General features: G+C 38.8%; 21 protein-coding genes. 12 read left to right on the top strand and 9 right to left on the bottom strand.

Annotation, left to right across the window (positions count from 1 at the left end):
- The first annotated feature begins 12 nt into the window (after positions 1-12).
- From PTQ27_RS03110 to PTQ27_RS03090, 5 genes are all read left to right on the top strand, one after another.
- Positions 13-498, top strand: a complete 486-nt coding sequence (locus PTQ27_RS03110; RefSeq protein ID WP_273749500.1) for a LysM peptidoglycan-binding domain-containing protein — start codon at positions 13-15, stop codon at positions 496-498.
- A gap of 19 nt (positions 499-517) precedes the next feature.
- A complete protein-coding gene (locus PTQ27_RS03105) occupies positions 518-712 on the top strand; it encodes a hypothetical protein (RefSeq protein ID WP_273749501.1) in 195 nt (64 codons plus the stop codon).
- An 18-nt stretch (positions 713-730) separates the two neighbouring features.
- Complete coding sequence (gene nlpD, locus PTQ27_RS03100) at positions 731-2,011, top strand: murein hydrolase activator NlpD (protein ID WP_273749502.1); 1,281 nt, start codon at positions 731-733, stop codon at positions 2,009-2,011.
- Positions 2,012-2,091: 80 nt separating this feature from the next.
- Positions 2,092-2,457, top strand: a complete 366-nt coding sequence (locus tag PTQ27_RS03095) for a hypothetical protein (protein WP_273749503.1) — start codon at positions 2,092-2,094, stop codon at positions 2,455-2,457.
- Entirely contained in the window at positions 2,457-3,035 is a 579-nt protein-coding gene (locus tag PTQ27_RS03090) for a DNA-3-methyladenine glycosylase I (RefSeq protein WP_273749504.1), read from the top strand. The genes PTQ27_RS03095 and PTQ27_RS03090 overlap by 1 nt, the downstream gene beginning before the upstream one ends.
- A 40-nt stretch (positions 3,036-3,075) precedes the next feature.
- Here PTQ27_RS03090 and acpP read toward each other — a convergent pair whose 3' ends face one another.
- Both acpP and rpe read right to left on the bottom strand, forming a co-directional pair.
- Complete coding sequence (acpP, locus tag PTQ27_RS03085) at positions 3,076-3,306, bottom strand: acyl carrier protein (RefSeq protein WP_006249478.1); 231 nt, start codon at positions 3,304-3,306, stop codon at positions 3,076-3,078.
- 188 nt (positions 3,307-3,494) lie between these two features.
- The gene (gene rpe, locus PTQ27_RS03080) at positions 3,495-4,172 is read right to left on the bottom strand and encodes a ribulose-phosphate 3-epimerase (RefSeq protein ID WP_273749507.1); all 678 of its coding nucleotides are present in this window, start codon (positions 4,170-4,172) and stop codon (positions 3,495-3,497) included.
- A 181-nt stretch (positions 4,173-4,353) separates the two neighbouring features.
- On the opposite strand from rpe, the gene PTQ27_RS03075 reads away from it, so the two are divergent.
- Together PTQ27_RS03075 and ykgO are read left to right on the top strand one after the other, a co-directional pair.
- The gene (locus tag PTQ27_RS03075; RefSeq protein WP_273749508.1) at positions 4,354-4,626 is read left to right on the top strand and encodes a type B 50S ribosomal protein L31; all 273 of its coding nucleotides are present in this window, start codon (positions 4,354-4,356) and stop codon (positions 4,624-4,626) included.
- 11 nt (positions 4,627-4,637) lie between these two features.
- A complete protein-coding gene (gene ykgO, locus PTQ27_RS03070; RefSeq protein ID WP_027073749.1) occupies positions 4,638-4,763 on the top strand; it encodes a type B 50S ribosomal protein L36 in 126 nt (41 codons plus the stop codon).
- A gap of 63 nt (positions 4,764-4,826) precedes the next feature.
- Here ykgO and PTQ27_RS03065 read toward each other — a convergent pair whose 3' ends face one another.
- The 5 genes from PTQ27_RS03065 to PTQ27_RS03045 all read right to left on the bottom strand — a co-directional run bounded on the left by PTQ27_RS03065 (position 4,827) and on the right by PTQ27_RS03045 (position 8,474).
- Positions 4,827-5,360 (bottom strand): YggT family protein, encoded by a 534-nt coding sequence (locus PTQ27_RS03065; RefSeq protein WP_273749509.1) that lies wholly within the window; start codon positions 5,358-5,360, stop codon positions 4,827-4,829.
- Positions 5,361-5,472: 112 nt separating this feature from the next.
- Positions 5,473-5,814, bottom strand: a complete 342-nt coding sequence (locus tag PTQ27_RS03060; RefSeq protein WP_273749510.1) for a YggL family protein — start codon at positions 5,812-5,814, stop codon at positions 5,473-5,475.
- A gap of 26 nt (positions 5,815-5,840) precedes the next feature.
- The gene (gene trmB, locus PTQ27_RS03055; protein WP_273749511.1) at positions 5,841-6,590 is read right to left on the bottom strand and encodes a tRNA (guanosine(46)-N7)-methyltransferase TrmB; all 750 of its coding nucleotides are present in this window, start codon (positions 6,588-6,590) and stop codon (positions 5,841-5,843) included.
- Positions 6,591-6,599: 9 nt separating this feature from the next.
- Positions 6,600-7,550: a beta-ketoacyl-ACP synthase III gene (locus PTQ27_RS03050; protein WP_273749513.1), complete on the bottom strand. Its 951-nt coding sequence runs from the start codon at positions 7,548-7,550 to the stop codon at positions 6,600-6,602.
- 135 nt (positions 7,551-7,685) lie between these two features.
- Positions 7,686-8,474 (bottom strand): D-hexose-6-phosphate mutarotase, encoded by a 789-nt coding sequence (locus PTQ27_RS03045; RefSeq protein ID WP_273749514.1) that lies wholly within the window; start codon positions 8,472-8,474, stop codon positions 7,686-7,688.
- A 149-nt stretch (positions 8,475-8,623) separates the two neighbouring features.
- Here PTQ27_RS03045 and fbp point away from each other — a divergent pair, with 149 nt between their 5' ends.
- From fbp to PTQ27_RS03020, 5 genes are all read left to right on the top strand, one after another.
- Positions 8,624-9,628 (top strand): class 1 fructose-bisphosphatase, encoded by a 1,005-nt coding sequence (gene fbp, locus PTQ27_RS03040; protein WP_273749515.1) that lies wholly within the window; start codon positions 8,624-8,626, stop codon positions 9,626-9,628.
- A gap of 166 nt (positions 9,629-9,794) precedes the next feature.
- Positions 9,795-11,366, top strand: a complete 1,572-nt coding sequence (locus PTQ27_RS03035) for an ABC transporter substrate-binding protein (protein WP_273749516.1) — start codon at positions 9,795-9,797, stop codon at positions 11,364-11,366.
- A gap of 97 nt (positions 11,367-11,463) precedes the next feature.
- Complete coding sequence (locus PTQ27_RS03030; protein ID WP_273749517.1) at positions 11,464-12,396, top strand: ABC transporter permease; 933 nt, start codon at positions 11,464-11,466, stop codon at positions 12,394-12,396.
- Between the two features lie 11 nt (positions 12,397-12,407).
- Positions 12,408-13,190 (top strand): ABC transporter permease, encoded by a 783-nt coding sequence (locus PTQ27_RS03025; protein ID WP_273749518.1) that lies wholly within the window; start codon positions 12,408-12,410, stop codon positions 13,188-13,190.
- Positions 13,187-14,602 (top strand): ABC transporter ATP-binding protein, encoded by a 1,416-nt coding sequence (locus tag PTQ27_RS03020; protein ID WP_273749681.1) that lies wholly within the window; start codon positions 13,187-13,189, stop codon positions 14,600-14,602. Before PTQ27_RS03025 ends, PTQ27_RS03020 begins: the two co-directional genes overlap by 4 nt.
- Before the next feature lie 83 nt (positions 14,603-14,685).
- Here the strand turns inward: PTQ27_RS03020 and rlmB are convergent, their stop codons facing one another.
- Both rlmB and pssA read right to left on the bottom strand, forming a co-directional pair.
- Positions 14,686-15,429: a 23S rRNA (guanosine(2251)-2'-O)-methyltransferase RlmB gene (gene rlmB, locus PTQ27_RS03015; RefSeq protein ID WP_273749519.1), complete on the bottom strand. Its 744-nt coding sequence runs from the start codon at positions 15,427-15,429 to the stop codon at positions 14,686-14,688.
- A 50-nt stretch (positions 15,430-15,479) separates the two neighbouring features.
- Complete coding sequence (pssA, locus tag PTQ27_RS03010) at positions 15,480-16,847, bottom strand: CDP-diacylglycerol--serine O-phosphatidyltransferase (RefSeq protein ID WP_273749520.1); 1,368 nt, start codon at positions 16,845-16,847, stop codon at positions 15,480-15,482.
- Between the last annotated feature and the right edge of the window lie 33 nt (positions 16,848-16,880).

The following is a 16,880-nucleotide window of genomic DNA, read 5'->3' as shown; positions in this document are numbered from 1 at the left end:
AAGGATTAGAAAATGAAAAAATCACTTCTTGTTTTATCACTTGCGTCACTTGCTTTAGTTGGGTGTTCAAATACTTCAGGAGAATCAAGCTCTTCAAATGTTGAAATGGCAGAAGCAAATGCAACTTGGCAAGCTGCAGATAGCATTCAAACTGCACCAATGCCAAGCACTATGAATCAACCGATTGCAACACCGCCAGCTTACCAAACACCTGCTCCTCAGCCAATTTCTGCGGTGCCTGCTCCTGTTGCAACAAACTACGGTTCTCAAGTTGAGAATGTAGGTAATTGCCAAGTTGTGCGAGATGGTAACAATGCACCAATTTATGCACAGATCACTAAAGGTTGTTACACAGATAGCTCTTATACTGTAGGTAAAAGCGATACCCTTTATTTGATTGGCTATTTAACAGGGACAAGTGCAAATCACATTGCGACTTTAAATGGTTTAAATACAAACGCACCATTAAAAGTGGGTCAAGTGCTACGAGTACGTTAATTTAAAACGGTGCTATTAAATGAAAATCACCTTTCTTGCAATTTCTTGCATATTTTTAACCGCTTGTAGCGTACCTCAAAAACCAGCAGAAAATGATCCTAATGCATTACCTGCCGGAATAATGGAGCCTGTTTCAGGCTCGGGTGCAAGTGAAGGAAGTTATAGTTGGCCATCTGATATTCAATCAACATCAATGCCTGCTACAATGAAATAATTTTAGGATTACAATTTAATGAAAAAGCAATTTATTCTTTTACCATTGGTTTCAGCCGTATTAGTCGCTTGTTCTTCTAATACGCCCGCACCAGTAGTAAACGCTTCTGGCAATACAGAGCTTAGCCCAGGTATTATGCAACCTGTTAATACCACCAATACCATCAATTCTAGCGGTGGTTGGCAATCTGATATTCAAAGTACATCAATGCCTGAGGCGATGACAACTGCACCTGCACAAACTGTGCCACAACCAATTTCAACACCACAGCCAATAGCAGCAGTTCCACAGCCTGTTGTTACAAACCCTGTGATAACAGAGCAACCAGCACAGCCAACAACGACAACAAAAGTGGTGAAAAAAACAAAAACCGTTGAGAAAAAAGTAGATCAAAATTTTGAAATTCCACGTGATGCAAACAATGCACCAATGTATAGCCAAATTCAAAAAGGTTTCTACGATGGTTCAACTTACACGGTACGCAAAGGCGATACAATGTTCTTAATTGCTTATATTGTTGGTAAAGATGTGAAAGAGATCGCAGCCTTAAATAATATGAGCGAGCCATACCAACTGAATGTGGGGCAAAAAATTAAAACTGGTAAATCTGCAACAGAAACAATTACTGTAGAAGAAACCATAACAGTTCCGGTTGAACCTCAAATTACCTACCAACAAGGTGCAAATGGAACAGTTTATGCCTCTGATGGTAATATTACAGGGCCAGTAAAAGCTAAAACAGCAGAAACAAATGTTGAAGTTGCAAACAGTGCGATTAAAGCAACCGCAGGCACAGTGGCACCGGCCGTCACTGCAAGTGTTGGGACAGCAACACCAACAGAAACTCGCACCGTTTCTACTATCCGAGCAACAGCGGGTACGCCAACAGCAACAACTGTGAACAATACCACTGCAGCACCTGCTTCTGCAATCAAATGGCAGTGGCCTACTAATGGTCGTGTAATTTCAGGCTTCTCATCTGCTGAGGGTGGAAATAAAGGCTTAGATATTGCAGGAACTAAAGGTCAAGACGTTCGAGCGGCGGCTGCAGGTAAAGTCGTTTATGCGGGTAATGCTCTGCAAGGTTACGGAAACTTAATTATCATCAAACATACCGATGATTTCTTAAGTGCTTATGCACACAACGATACAATTAATGTAAAAGAGCAAAGCAACGTAAAAGCAGGTCAAAAAATTGCGACTTTAGGTAGTACTGGCACAAACACCAACAAACTGCACTTTGAAATTCGTTACAAAGGCAAGTCTGTGGATCCTGCCCGTTACTTACCAAGAAAATAATCGCAAACTTTTAAGCTAATTTGACCGCTTGTATTCCATTAAATGAGAACAAGCGGTCTATTTTTATAGGAATTTTGCAAATGAAAAAATTACTTTCCGCCCTCACCTTCTCTACTCTGTTAATCGCTTGCTTAGCCCCTACTTCCGCAATAATTGGTCAAGAGAAAGATGCCAATGGCTGTTTAGTAAGTGCAGGGCAAAGTTACTCTTTTCTTAAAAAAGAGTGTGTGCAAGTATTTAATGTCGCAGATATTACATTAACAGATCCCGAAAATGACTCGCTAGCGGTCTATATCATCTTCTCTGAAGATCGTACCCAAGCAGAAGTTTTTGCTTCTGACTTGCCGGAGAATACCATTTTAGAAGCAGTCAAAGGCGGATATCTTTCAAAAGATAGTAAAATTCGCTTACTCAAAACCGATAATTATTGGAAAATTCGTAAATAATGGAAAACAGTCAAAAAATTCGCTGTAATTGGTGTGGCGATAGCGATATTTATATCAAATACCACGATGATGAGTGGGGAAAACCACAATTCGATAGTCAGAAATTATTTGAAAAAATTTGTTTAGAAGGGCAACAAGCAGGGCTTTCTTGGATCACCGTATTAAAAAAACGAGAAGCCTACCGCCAAGCGTTTTATCAATTTGTACCTGAAAAAATTGCTCAAATGCGTGAGCAGGATATTGATACACTGATGCAAAAGTCACAGTTAATCCGCCACCGAGCAAAATTAGAAGCCATTGTGAAAAATGCAAAAGCTTATCTAAAAATGCAGGAACAGGGCGAAGATTTCAGCCAATTTATTTGGGCATTTGTAGATGGCAAACCACAAATTAATGATGTACCAAATCTCGATAGCATTCCAAGTAAAACAGAGACCTCAAAAGCTATGTCAAAAGCCTTAAAAAAACGTGGTTTTGTTTTTGTGGGCGAAACAACCTGCTATGCTTTTATGCAGTCAATGGGATTGGTTGATGACCATCTTAATGATTGCTTTTGCAAAACTCAGCATAATAGATAAAAAATTAGGCGACCTATTGGTCGCCTAACATTTATTCAGATTATTGATTGTTTTGAACGTAATCAATTGCTGACTGAACAGTAGTAATTTTTTCAGCTTCTTCATCTGGAATTTCGATATCGAATTCTTCTTCTAAAGCCATTACTAATTCAACTGTATCTAAAGAGTCTGCACCTAAATCTTCAATGAATGAAGCTTCTGGTTTTACGTCTTCTGCTTTCGCGCCAAGTTGATCAACAATGATTTTTTTTACGCGTTCTTCAATGCTCATTTTGTTTTTCCTATAGTGAATATCGCATAAGTGCGAGAGTTAAATAGTGTAATCTAAATAATTTCAAATACAACCTTTTATAGAAAGGTCAAACCAGACTATCTAAATACACCTGAATAAGAATGTTTCCAATTCTACCATTATGTTTTCGTTTGATCCATAGCGTTAGATCAAATTTCGTAATTTGATTAGCTCACTTTAGCAAGTTCCGCTCGCATTTGTTGAATAACTGCTTGGTAATCATTCTGATCGAAGATAGCCGAACCTGCTACAAACATATCAGCACCTGCTTCGGCAATTTCCGCAATATTATTGGTTTTCACACCGCCATCAACCTCTAGACGGATATTATAACCGCTTTCATCAATACGACGACGAACTTCACGCAATTTATCTAAAGTTGAAGGAATAAAAGATTGCCCACCAAAACCAGGATTAACTGACATTAATAAAATAACATCGACTTTATCCATCACATAATCTAAATAGCTTAGTGGTGTTGCAGGGTTAAAAACTAAGCCTGATTTACAACCCAAATCACGAATAAGTTGAAGGGTGCGGTCAATATGTTCCGTTGCTTCTGGGTGGAAGGTAATATAATCTGCCCCAGCTTTAGCAAAATCAGGAATTAAACGCTCAACGGGTTTAGCCATTAGATGCACGTCTATCGGGCATTGAATACCATAATCACGCAAGGCTTTGCAAATGGCAGGGCCAAAGGTTAAATTCGGTACATAATGATTATCCATTACATCAAAATGGATTAAATCTGCTCCTGCTTTTAGCACCTCTGCGACATCTTCGCCTAATCTTGCCAAATCTGCCGATAAAATAGAAGGGGCGATTAAATAAGGATTTTTGCTCATTTTCGTCTCCATTAAAATAAATAATGCTTAGATTACCATAATTTTCAATTAGAAAAGAGGAACTCTCTCTTAAAATACGATTTATTTTTAATTACCATAAAAAAGTTATGGAATTAAAAAATAAATTCAGATATGATATATCCCATAATTTTAGTATGGTTATAAAAATTCTGGAGAAAATATGAAAAAAGGGATTCATCCTGAAAATTATCGTGAAGTATTATTTTATGATGGTTCTGTTCAGCAAGGTTGGATTATCCGCTCTTGTGCGGCAACAAACAAAACAATGGTGTGGGAAGATGGAAAAGAGTATCCACTTTACACCTTAGATACTTCATCAGCATCACACCCTGTTTATACTGGTAAACGTCGTGAAGCGAACACCGAAGGCCGTGCAAGTCAATTTAAAGATAGATTCAAAGGCTTTGCATCAACATTGGCGAATAAGAAATAATAGGAGCAACAATGAAAATTTTAAATTCATTAAAATCAGCTAAATCACGCCACCCAGATTGCCAAATCGTTAGGCGTAAAGGCAAACTTTATGTGATTTGCAAAACAAATCCAAGATTTAAAGCTCGCCAACGCTAATTAAATATAAAAAATCCGCAAGTACTACAAAATACTTGCGGATTTTTCATTTCTATCAGCTTATTAAGCTGCAGCCCATAATCCACCAAAAATTTGGTAGAAAAAGCTATTGAGCAACAATAAACCAAAGCCTAAAACCATTACGGAAAAATCAAGCATTCCTGTTCTTGGTAGAAGTTTACGGATAAAACCTAATACAGGTTCGGTAATTTGTGCCACCGTATAATCTAATGGGTGATTACCTTGTGTAACCCAACTCATTAATGCACGAATTAAGGTAGTAAAAAATAGAATTTGTCCGAATGTTTTTACGAGACTTAATAAGCCAATTAATACTGCTCTAGGTAAATCAATACCAAATAATACAAACTGTAATGTGACTAATGCCGCCGCAATAAACAGTGCTGGAAAACAAATATTTTTAATTGTCGGAATTAATTTACCGACAGGCGATACTAAAGGTTCTGTGATTTTTAGTAATGTTTGTGAAATGGGTAAACGAGGATCTACTCGGCAAAATTGTAGCCAAGTTCTTAACACCAATACAAAATTTAAAAAACCAACAACTAATGAAATAACAGGGGCTAAAAATTCCATCTATTTCTCTCTTTTGTTATTTTTAATAAACAACAAGCGGTTGTTTTTGAGAAAAAATTTGCAAATTTTCTAAAAAATATAACCGCTTGCTATTTCAAGTTAAAAAAGCCAATTAGGCTTCAACTGGGTAGTCCCACCAAATATCGAATAATTCGCTCACTTGAACGTTTTGTAAACCGTTGCTTTCTAGCCAATTTTTCACTAATTGGCGGTGAGATTCATCACATTTGCCTAATTTTTCTAAACAAACTAAACCTTCCCAATTTAAGTAGCCGTTTGCTTCTAATGCTAAACCGTTTACTTTAATTACTTCATCAATAAAACGATCAACCGTTGCATCAATTTGATCAATCCCTGTGCCTTCAGCAAAGCTGAATTTCACTAAAAAACCTAACTCTTGGAACTCTGCTAAGTGCATTTTTTTACGCTGACGTGCGTTACGTTGAATAGCCATACCTATTTCTCCTCTCTTTAATAAACTTATTTCTTAATAAAATATAGATCCCACACACCGTGCCCTAAACGATGACCTCGCTCTTCAAACTTGGTTAAAGGGCGGAAATCTGGACGGGGAATAAAATCATTGGTTGCTGATGTATTTTCTAATTCATTTTCAAATTGACGTAATACTTCAAGCATATGCTCTGCATAATTTTCCCAGTCTGTTGCAAAATGAATAAAGCCATTTGGGCTTAATTTTTGTAACACTCGGGTAATAAATTCAGGTTGCACAATACGACGTTTATGATGTTTTGCTTTTTGCCACGGATCCGGGAAATAAAGTTGCAAGCCACCCAGTGCGTTATCTGCAATGCTATCTCGTAAAATTTCGGTCGCATCGTGGCAAATCACACGTAAGTTTTTAACCCCTTTTTCGAGTGCATAAGCAATACAGGCTCCAACACCCGGTGTGTGAACTTCAATTCCGATATAGTTTCTATCTGGGTTTTGCTCTGCCATTTCCACAAGCGATCTGCCCATACCAAAACCGATCTCTAACACAACAGGGTTGGTATTTCCAAAAATCTGCTCAAAATTAAACGGCATTGCCTGATAATCTAAGCCTAAATTTGCCCAGTTGTTGTTCATCATATCACGTTGATAATCGCTTAAACGTCCAGTACGTAATACGAAACTACGCACTTTTCGTAAATAGCGACCATCTTCGGTAAACTCCGCTTGTTCAACGGTTTTACGCTTTTTATCTGCAAAAGTCTGTTTTTCTGACATTATTTCGCCTTAAAACTTAACCAATCCAGAACCCCAAGTCCAGCCACCGCCGAATGCCTCAAGGAGTAATAATTGCCCACGTTGAATACGACCGTCACGCACGGCTTCATCTAATGCAACCGGCACCGTTGCCGCACTGGTGTTGGCATATTTATCAAGAGTTACAACCACTTGATCCATTCCCATATCCAGTTTTTTCGCCGTTGCCGTGATAATACGTAAATTTGCTTGGTGCGGAATTAACCAATCTAAATCCGATTTTTGCAAGTTATTGGCTTCAAGCGTTTCTTCTACCACACTTGAAAGCTGATTTACTGCAATTTTAAAGGTTGCATTACCTTGCATTTCAATAAAGCCTGAACGCCCATCTCCACGTTTTTGCGTTTTTAAGACTAAATTATTATCTAAATCTGGTGCTGCGTGTAAGTGGGTTGAAATAATGCCTGGCTCATCACTTGCTTCTAAAATTACCGCACCGGCACCATCACCAAATAATACAACGGTACTGCGGTCAGTTTCATCAAGCATTCTAGAATTGAGATCTGAACCAATTACTAACGCTTTTTTCACTTGCCCATTACGCACAAATTGATCGGCAACACTTAATGCGTACACAAAGCCAGTACAAGCTGCTGCTACATCAAAAGCAATCGCATTTTCAATACCAAGTAAACCTTGAATTTGGCAAGCGGCACTTGGATAAGAGTGCGAGTTAGTTGTTGTACCAACAATGATTAAATCAATTTCATTCGCCTCAATATTTGCCATTTCTAATGCTTTTTGAGCCGCTTGGCACCCCATTGTTGCAACGGTTTCATTAGGCTCTGCAATACGACGTTCACGAATGCCTGAACGGGTAACAATCCACTCATCAGATGTATCCACCATTTTTTCTAAATCAGCATTGGTACGGATACGAGAAGGTAAATAGCTTCCCGTTGCTAAAAGTTTGCTGTTCATATTTTTGAGTATTCTCAATTAATTAAAATAATAATCTGATATTATAGCTTGAAAACAAAGAAATATATAGACTTTGCAAGCGGTGTTTTTTTGCAAAAAAATGCCCCAAAACAACCGCTTGTGCAATGTAGGAATTTAGAGTGAAATTTTCACACTCATAGTATCATTTTGTTGTAGTAATGTATTTAATCGAGCAGTCTCAACACAAACCATTTTTTGGTAAGCATTCTCGCTCATTCCACCTGTTGGCTTATGCCAAGGGTTCCACAATACGGTTTCTGTTGCATTAATATGCTCAACTTTTATTGTTCTTTGATTTGCAAAATCTTGAATAAAATTCACCGCTTGTGCTGCATAAATACAATCTACATTTTCTTGAATAATGCGAGGCGACGGCACATCAACTTGTTGATTTGTCAGTTTATCAAAACAACTTGTTGGCAGGCCTTCAACTTCAAGCTTGTTAATATCGCCAATATTAAAATAGGTATGTAATGCAAGTTGTGCGGGGTCTGCACCTAGATGTGTAAAATTAAGCGTGCAACTTTCCCCTAACATCATCTCAATTTTTGCGTCATTTTCTAATGCAAAGACTAAACGGATATAATCTTCCGAATAAGAATGTTCCACTAGTGACCACTCGCTAATACGGGCTGTTCCGTGAGCAGGTGTTTTCACATTTCCAAACCAAGGGTAACAAATAGGAACTCCTCCTCGAATGGCGGTGCCTATTTTAAATGGCTCAATATCGCTTAACCATAATACATCTTGTGTTGCGTTATATGGTTGCCAGCTTAGCAATTGGGCTCCTTGCAGTGCAATTTTCGCTTTTGCTTTAGGATGATTAACTTCTAATATTGCCAATTCATTGTATTTCACTATATTTAATTCAGGGCTAATGCTCTTTATCGAAAAATCGCTCATATTTCGCTCCTTATGGTTAAAAGTCATAAATAAAATCGATAATAATGTTATAAAAATGTGAACTTGATCACAAAAATGAGCGTTAATTCATTACCTATTTTAAGTAATCGCTATAATAAATCTATTCTAACATAAGCAAGGAGAAAAATATGAAAACGCTCGGCGAATTTATTATTGAAAAACAAGCCGAATACCCTGAGGCAAAAGGCGAATTAAGTGGCATTTTATCTTCTATTCGTTTAGCTGCAAAAATTATTCATCGTGAAATCAATCGTGCCGGTTTAAGCCAAGATATTTTAGGTGCTGCGGGCTCAGAAAATGTGCAAGGCGAAGCACAGATGAAATTAGATGTATTCGCTAATGAAACAATGAAAAAAGCATTATTAGCCCGTGAGGATGTCGCTGGTTTTGCTTCCGAAGAGGACGATGAATTTGTCGCTTTTGATAACGAGCGAGGCCGAAACGCAAAATATATTTTAATGACAGACCCGCTTGATGGCTCATCAAATATTGAAGTAAATGTTTCTGTTGGAACAATCTTTTCTATCTACCGTCGCATCTCCCCTATTGGCACCCCAGTAACAAAAGAAGATTTTATGCAAGAAGGACGTAAGCAAGTTGCTGCAGGCTATGTCACTTATGGCTCTTCTACTATGTTGGTTTACACAACAGGTAACGGGGTAAATGGTTTTACTTATGATCCATCATTAGGTTTATTTATTCTTTCTCATCCAGATCTAAAAACACCGGCAGAAGGGAAATACTACTCGATTAATGAAGGCCAATATGTAACCTTCCCGCAAGGGGTAAAACGTTTTATTAAATATTGCCAAGAAACTGACGAAGTAAGTAAGCGTCCATACTCTTCACGCTATATTGGCTCATTAGTCTCTGATTTCCATCGTAATTTATTAAAAGGTGGTATTTATATCTATCCAACCTCCACGGTTTACCCGAAAGGCAAACTTCGTTTACTTTATGAATGTAACCCTATAGCTTTCTTAGCCGAACAAGCTGGTGGTATGGCAACAGATGGCATTAACCCAATTTTAGATATTAAACCAACCGAGCTTCATCAACGTGTACCTTTCTTTGTTGGATCATCTTCAATGGTGCAACAAGCGGGTAAATTTATGCAAGAATTTGCAGCATAAAATTATCTCTTATCTACTCATTATAGAGCCTTATTTTAAGGCTCTTTTTTTGAGCATAAAATAACCGATCAAAATACTCAACTAAAAATAACTCTACTTTTTTTATGGAAATATGCTAGAGTTTCGCCTTTACCTAAACCTTTATTTTTTTATGGAGATAACCCAAATGAAAAAATGGTTCTTGCCATTAACCTTATCTGCATTTTTAGTCGCAGCTTGTGATGATAAAAGCACCCAAACGACTGAACAAAAAACGACTCTTCAAAATGAACAATCTCAAACACAGGACAATAGCTTATCACTTGTTACCGTTGTTGCCCCTTGGGAATTAAATAGCCTAGATTTAGACCAAACCGGGCTTATTTTTCAGCGAATGAACATTGCTGAAAGTTTGGTTGAAGCGAATCTCAATGCAGAATTAGTACCAGGTTTGGCCACAAAATGGGAAAGCAATGCCGATGCAACGGTTTGGACATTTACTCTGCGTGATGCCACATTCCATAATGGCAAACCACTCAATGCACAAGCGGTTGAAAAATCGTTAAAAATTGCACTTTCAAAACCGGGTGTATTACAAAAAGCGTTTATCCAAGATATTAAAGCGGTAAACGATAAACAAGTACAATTTGAATTAAGCAAAGCTTTTGTACCATTCCCTTCTTTCTTAACCCATTACACCACTTTAATTTTGGCAGAAGAAAGCTTTGATGAAACAGGTAATGTAGTAGAAGTAATCGGCACAGGTGCCTTTAAAGCAACGAAAATTGAAGCTCCACAAAAATTAGAAAGCATACGCTTTGAAGAATATTGGGGCAATAAACCACAATTATTACAAGCTAACTACTTGGCAAGTAGCCGTAGTGAAACCCGTACTCTAATGGCACAAAGTGAAGCATCTTCACTTGTCTTTAACTTAGATACGGCAAGTGTGGCAAGATTAAAAAATGATCCAAACTTATCCCTTGCAAGTACCTCTATTGCCCGTACTATTCAGCTAAAAATGGACGTTGCAAAACCGTTTTTTAACGATATTGCGGTTCGCCAAGCTTTATCACAAGCGATTAACCGTAAAGCGATTGCAGAGCAAGTATTAAAAATCGAAAACGGTGCAGCTGACCAAATTCTGCCAAAATCTTTTGCTGATTGGCGTGTAGAAACCGTTGAAGAAGCAGCCGATATTGCAAAAATTAAAGAAAATCTGACCGCTTCTGGTTATAGCTATGATGCAGAAGGTAAATTAACAAAAGATGGTAAAGCCTTTAGCTTTACGTTGAGAACCTTCTCTGACCGTCCAGAACTACCTATTATTGCCACTATTTTACAAGCACAGTGGAAACAAATTGGTGTGGATGTAAATATCTCTGTTGGTAACTTTAGTGAGATCCCAGCCGGGCATCAAGATGGTAGTTTAGAGATGGCTCTTTATGCCTTTAACTACGGTAAAACGCTTGATCCATATGGTGTAATTGCATCTGACTTTGCAAATGGCGGTAGCGATTGGGGCACAATGAACTGGCAGAATCAAGATGCAGACAATGCTATAAAGGCATTAGAAACGGAGCAAGCTCCTGAAAAAATCAAAGCATTGAAACAAACCATTAGCCAAGCATTAGTCGATGAATTACCAATTATTCCAGTGGTGTACTATCAACAAAATGTCGTGTCTCACAAAGAAGTGAAAAATGTGCAACTCGATCCATTTGAACGTCGCTTTTATTTAGAAACATTAAGTAAATAAACTATCCGAAATTCGTTATTTATGCTATCAAATCTCCCTTCCCCCTTACAAAGAGGGAACTAAGGGAGATTTAACAACTAAAGAGATAATCTCCACAATGCTAAAAATCATTCTCCGCCGTCTGATTCAAATTCTATTAGTAATTTGGTCGGTTGGTACACTTACTTTTATTCTAACTCGCCAGCTTTCTGGCGATATGGCATACCGCATTGCCGCTAGCCGTTACGGTTATGACCAAACAGATAGTGCCGCAGCAGATGCAGTGCGAGCCGAGCTTGCCCTAGACCAAGATTGGTGGGTAAGCTACTTCAACTGGCTGACTGATTTAGTACAATTTAATTTAGGAAAATCGTTAGTCACGGGTGACTCTGTTTGGTCTGAAATTCAACACCAATTTGGGCATACCTTATCACTAGCCTTAGTCGCTTTGGTGCTTGCCGTTTTAATTGGCCCGCCACTTGGCTTATTAGCTGCCCGCAAACCAAACGGTTTTTTTGACCGCTTGACCTTGGTTTTCAGCACGCTTTTCCGTTCAGTACCAGCTTTTATCATTGCGATTGGCTTAATTACTTTGTTTGCGGCTCAACTCAGATGGTTGCCGGCAGGTGGTTATGGCAGTTGGCAACACTTTGTACTACCTGCTTTAACCTTAGCGATAGGATTAAGTGCAGTATCTGTTCGAGTAACTCGTTCAGCAATGGTGCAAGCGAAATCCTCTGAATTTTACCAATTCGCTCAATTAAAAGGATTAAGTCGTTGGCAAACATTCTGGCGACACGGTTTACCAAATATTGCTGTACCTGTTATTGCTTACCACGCAGTACAATTAGTGTATTTAATTGAAGGGGTTGTTATTGTTGAAAGTTTATTTGCTTGGCCGGGTAGCGGACACGCCCTTGTTCACGCCATTATTGCCCGTGATGTACCGATGATTCAAGGTACAACTCTCGTAATGGGTGGTTTATTTGTCGTGCTAAATATGATTGCCGATATGTTAAGTGCTTGGATTGACCCACGAATTAAGAATTAGGATAACACTAAATGAAACTTTCAATCTCACAATTTATTGGGGCAACTATCCTACTGGTTATGCTAGGGTTTGCCTTTTTACAACCTTATTTTTACCCAATGGATATGAGCTTTCAAGATTTAAGCAATATCCTTTCTGGCTCAACTGAATTAGCGTGGTTCGGCACCGACCATCTTGGGCGAGATATGCTCGCTCGCCTTGCCTCTGCCATTCGTTTATCTTTTGGCTTATCACTTTTTAGTGTTGCTTGTGCTTTAGTTGCAGGGCTTATTACGGGTGTGATGGCGGGCTTTTTCGGTGGTTGGATTGATCGCATTTTTAGCTTTATTTGCGATTTAGTAATGGCTTTACCGGGCTTATTACTTATTCTACTTTTTGCAGCTCTTTCCCCAGGTTCATTTTGGACATTATATTTAGGGATCTCACTTGTAATGTGGGTAGAATTTTTCCGTGTTATTCGTTCTATTAGCTCAACAATGGCGACAAGCTCAGAAATTCAATCTTCACGCTTAATGGGAATGGGCTGGATTTATAGCTTTAAACGACACTTACTCCCTCGCCTATTACCGATGATTGCCACACTCTCTGCCTTCTCGTTAGGTAATGCGATTTTAGCACTTGCAACTCTTGGTTTTGTTAGCGTTGGTTTGCGTCCGCCTACAGCAGAGCTTGGCTTAATGATGACGGAACTTTTCCCTTATTATTACCAAGCCCCAATGGTGTTCTTACAACCTGTTATTGCCGTTTTTTTAATGGTACTTAGCCTACAATTATTATCAGGGAGAGTGAAATAATGTTATTGGAAATTAAAAATGTTGGTGTACAAACCGTTGATGGTTTAACGCTCGTTCAACCAATCTCTCTAGCCCTTGAACAAGGTAAAAATATTACGATTTTGGGCGAAACAGGCTCGGGCAAAAGTTTGCTGATTCAAGCCATTATGGGAGCATTACCAAAAGAATTGGTCGCAAGCTGTCAATTTTGGGTAGAAAATCACAAAATTGATTTTAACAATCAAATAGAAGTTGAAAAACAGTGGGGCAAAACCCTAGTAATGTTGCCACAAGAACCTCGCCGTTCTCTTGACCCGATTATGTCTATCGGCAAACAGTTATGGGAAAGTTTCCGCCTAGTCGCCGGCAAAAACAACTCGGAAGCGAAAAGCCAAACACAGCAATATTTAACGCAACTGGGCTTAGGCGATTGGGTAGAAAGCTATCCGCACCAATTATCAGGCGGTATGGCTCAACGTGCCTCATTTGCGATTGCAACTGCTGCAGGAGGGAGAATTTTGCTAGCGGACGAACCCACCAAAGGGTTAGACCCAATTAGCAAAGGCAAAGTGATCGAACTACTTAAATCTGCTTACCAAAATGGTGGCGGCTTGCTCACTATTACCCACGATATTGAAGTGGCAGAACAGCTCGGTGGCTATATTTTAGTGATGAAAAAAGGCGAATTATTAGAGCAAGGCAATGCGGAAACTTTATTAAATAATCCACAACACCCTTACACTAAAGCATTGATTGGAGCTGATCCGAAACACTGGCAACCGTTACAAAATTCGCAAAATAACAGCGAAAAACAGCCGCTTGTTTCGGTAAAAAACTTAACTGTTGCTCGTGGTAAAAAAACGCTTTTCAGCAATCTCTCTTTTGATTTACACAAAGGCGAAGTGTTAGGCATTTCAGGGCATAGTGGGATAGGTAAAAGCTCATTGGCAGATGTATTATGTGGCTTACTCAAACCAAAATCAGGCGAGGTCTATTGGCATAGCCAAAGCCATAAAAAGCACCAAGTGCTAAAACTCTACCAAGATCCACCAGAGGCTTTTGCCCCGAATGTGAGTTTACAAACGCTACTTGATGATGTGATCAACAAACATAAATTAGATCGCCTACCGATTCCAAGTTTGTTAGAGCAGCTTTCTCTTAATCCTGAAATATTAGAACGTACCGCAGAAAATGTTTCCGGTGGCGAATTACAACGGGTAGCCATTTTACGCTCTTTACTACTAAACCCTGTATTGCTGTTTGCCGATGAAGTAACTTCTCGCTTAGATCCCATTACTCAGCAAGAAACCATAGAGTTACTGATTAACCAATGCCGAGCAAGAAATTGTAGCTTAATTCTGGTTAGCCACGATCCTTATCTTATTGAAAAATCGTGCGATAAGGTTATTAATCTAGAGGAATATTTGGCTTAGCAAGCGGTTGAATTTTCAGATTTTTTTACAACTTGCTTAAACAAAAAATGCGAAGAAAAAACCTTCGCATTTTTTATTTCTCTTTATTTTACCGCCAGTTTTTGACGCACAATTTCAAATAAACAAACCCCAGTTGCCACCGAAACATTCAAGGAAGAAACCGAGCCTGCCATTGGAATGCTGATAAGCTGGTCGCAATGTTCACGGGTAAGACGTCGCATTCCGTCCCCTTCCGCCCCCATTACTAAGGCGATTGAGCCAGTTAATTTTGCTTCATAAATGCCTGAAGTTGCTTCGCCTGCGGTGCCGACAATCCAAACATTATGTCGTTCTTGCAGATCTCGCATTGTACGGGCAAGGTTAGTTACTCGAATAAGTGGCATCACTTCCGCTGCACCACAAGCCACTTTTCTGGCAGTTGAGGTTAATTGTGCCGATTTGTCTTTGGGGACGATCACGGCATCAACCCCTGCGGCATCAGCTGTTCGTAAGCAAGCTCCTAAGTTATGAGGGTCGGTTACGCCATCTAAAATCAGTAATAATGGATGTTGCTTTTGGCTTAAAATTGCCTCTAAATCGTGCTCATTCAACTCTTTTTGTGGTACAACTCTGGCAATAACACCTTGATGTACTTCGCCTTGTGCTTTATTGTCTAACGTTTGGCGGTTTACTTGTTGAATAGAAACCCCTAAGCGTTTTAATTCATTTAGCAAAGGTAATACACGTTTGTCTTCTCGACCTTTTAGCACAAACACTTCTATTAAACGTTCCGGTGCATTGTCTAAAAAGGCTTTAACTGCGTGAATACCGTAAATTTGTTCACTCATTTTTCTTTCCTTAAAAAAATTCCCCTAACCTAAAGAAGGGGAATTTGTTCTTATAATAACATTTTCACAATTTTGTCTAATTTTACCCGCCCGAATTTTTTCAGTAATTTGCGGACATTCTCCGGGTAATCCGCCAAGACTTCTAAATCGCTATAATGCGTCAAAATATTCGTATGTTGGCGAATTTCATTCAACTCAAGTTGAGCTTTCTCACTTAACTCTGCTTGAGGGTCTGAAATTAAGATTGCATTTTCTGCATCTAATCGCCACGCACGAGGGTTTAAATTATTCCCTGTGAGTAAAATATATTGGCTATCTACCCAAACACCTTTGAGGTGGTAGCTGTTTTCACCGTCTTTCCATAAACGAATGGTTAGTTGCTTATTTTGAATATAAGGATCTAGTCGTTTTGCAAAAGCTCGTAGATTTTTCTCATACAAATAAGGCAGTGCCGATGCCATCGTGAATTTTTCTTCAGGCTTGGTATAAAAATCGTTGGCGGTTTTGTCGCCGACAATAATTTCAACCGACTTGCCATTTGCCAATAACCATTCAATTCGTGTTCTAAGCGAACGAGGGAAATTAAAATAAGGTGTACAAATTGTTAATTTCTCTTCAGTCTGATAGAAAAGTGCTTCAATCACTTTATTTAGCTGATTTTGACGTCGCCCTAGCCCCATTATTGGGGTAATATTCAGCGAATTATTTTTCTCAACACCAATAAACTGATATTGTGCTTTACTTAATTGCTTACGAAATAGCCTGATTTGAGATCGAATTTCTAATGTTTTCGGGCGATTTTCATTATCTAAACGTAGAACCGCCTCATTGGGCAAGATATGCTGTTGAATCAATTCAACCCAGCTATCTGCTAGCGTTTTATTTTCAATCGTATGATAGCGATCATAACGATAGCGTTCAAACTGATGTAGATAGACGTTATTGATGCTCGCCCCACTATAAAGTACGGTATCATCAAATACAAAGCCTTTTAAGTGCAGCACGCCAAAGACTTCTCGACCATTAACCGGCACGCCCCAAAATTCAATTTCTTGTTCAGCAGGTAAATTATATTGCTGTTTGATTTTTGCGTACCAATCCGCATTGGAACTTTGTGCTTCTTCACCAATACGACCTCGTTGTGCACGATGCCAATCCACTAGCACTTTTATCTCTAACTCTGGGTTAGCCAGCTTCGCCTGATAAAGTGCGTCTAAAATTTCTTGCCCTGCTTCATCTTGTTCAAAGTATAAAGCGGTTAAATAAATGCGATTTTTTGCAGTTTTAATCAGCTGTAAAATGCGAGTTTTAAACTCACGGCTACCACTTAAAAATTCAATTTTATCCGCTGATTGTGGGATAAATTTGAGCTTTTCCAGCTGTTTTTTGGCGTGGTTAGGTTTATTCAGTATCAGCATTTTACTTATCCTGTCCGTATTTAGGTACAATAT

The sequence above is a fragment of the Mannheimia cairinae genome (assembly GCF_028649535.1).
Lineage (GTDB): Bacteria > Pseudomonadota > Gammaproteobacteria > Enterobacterales > Pasteurellaceae > Mannheimia > Mannheimia cairinae.
The sequence above is the reverse complement of the archived record's forward strand: the minus strand, read 5'-3'. Positions and strand labels throughout refer to the sequence as shown.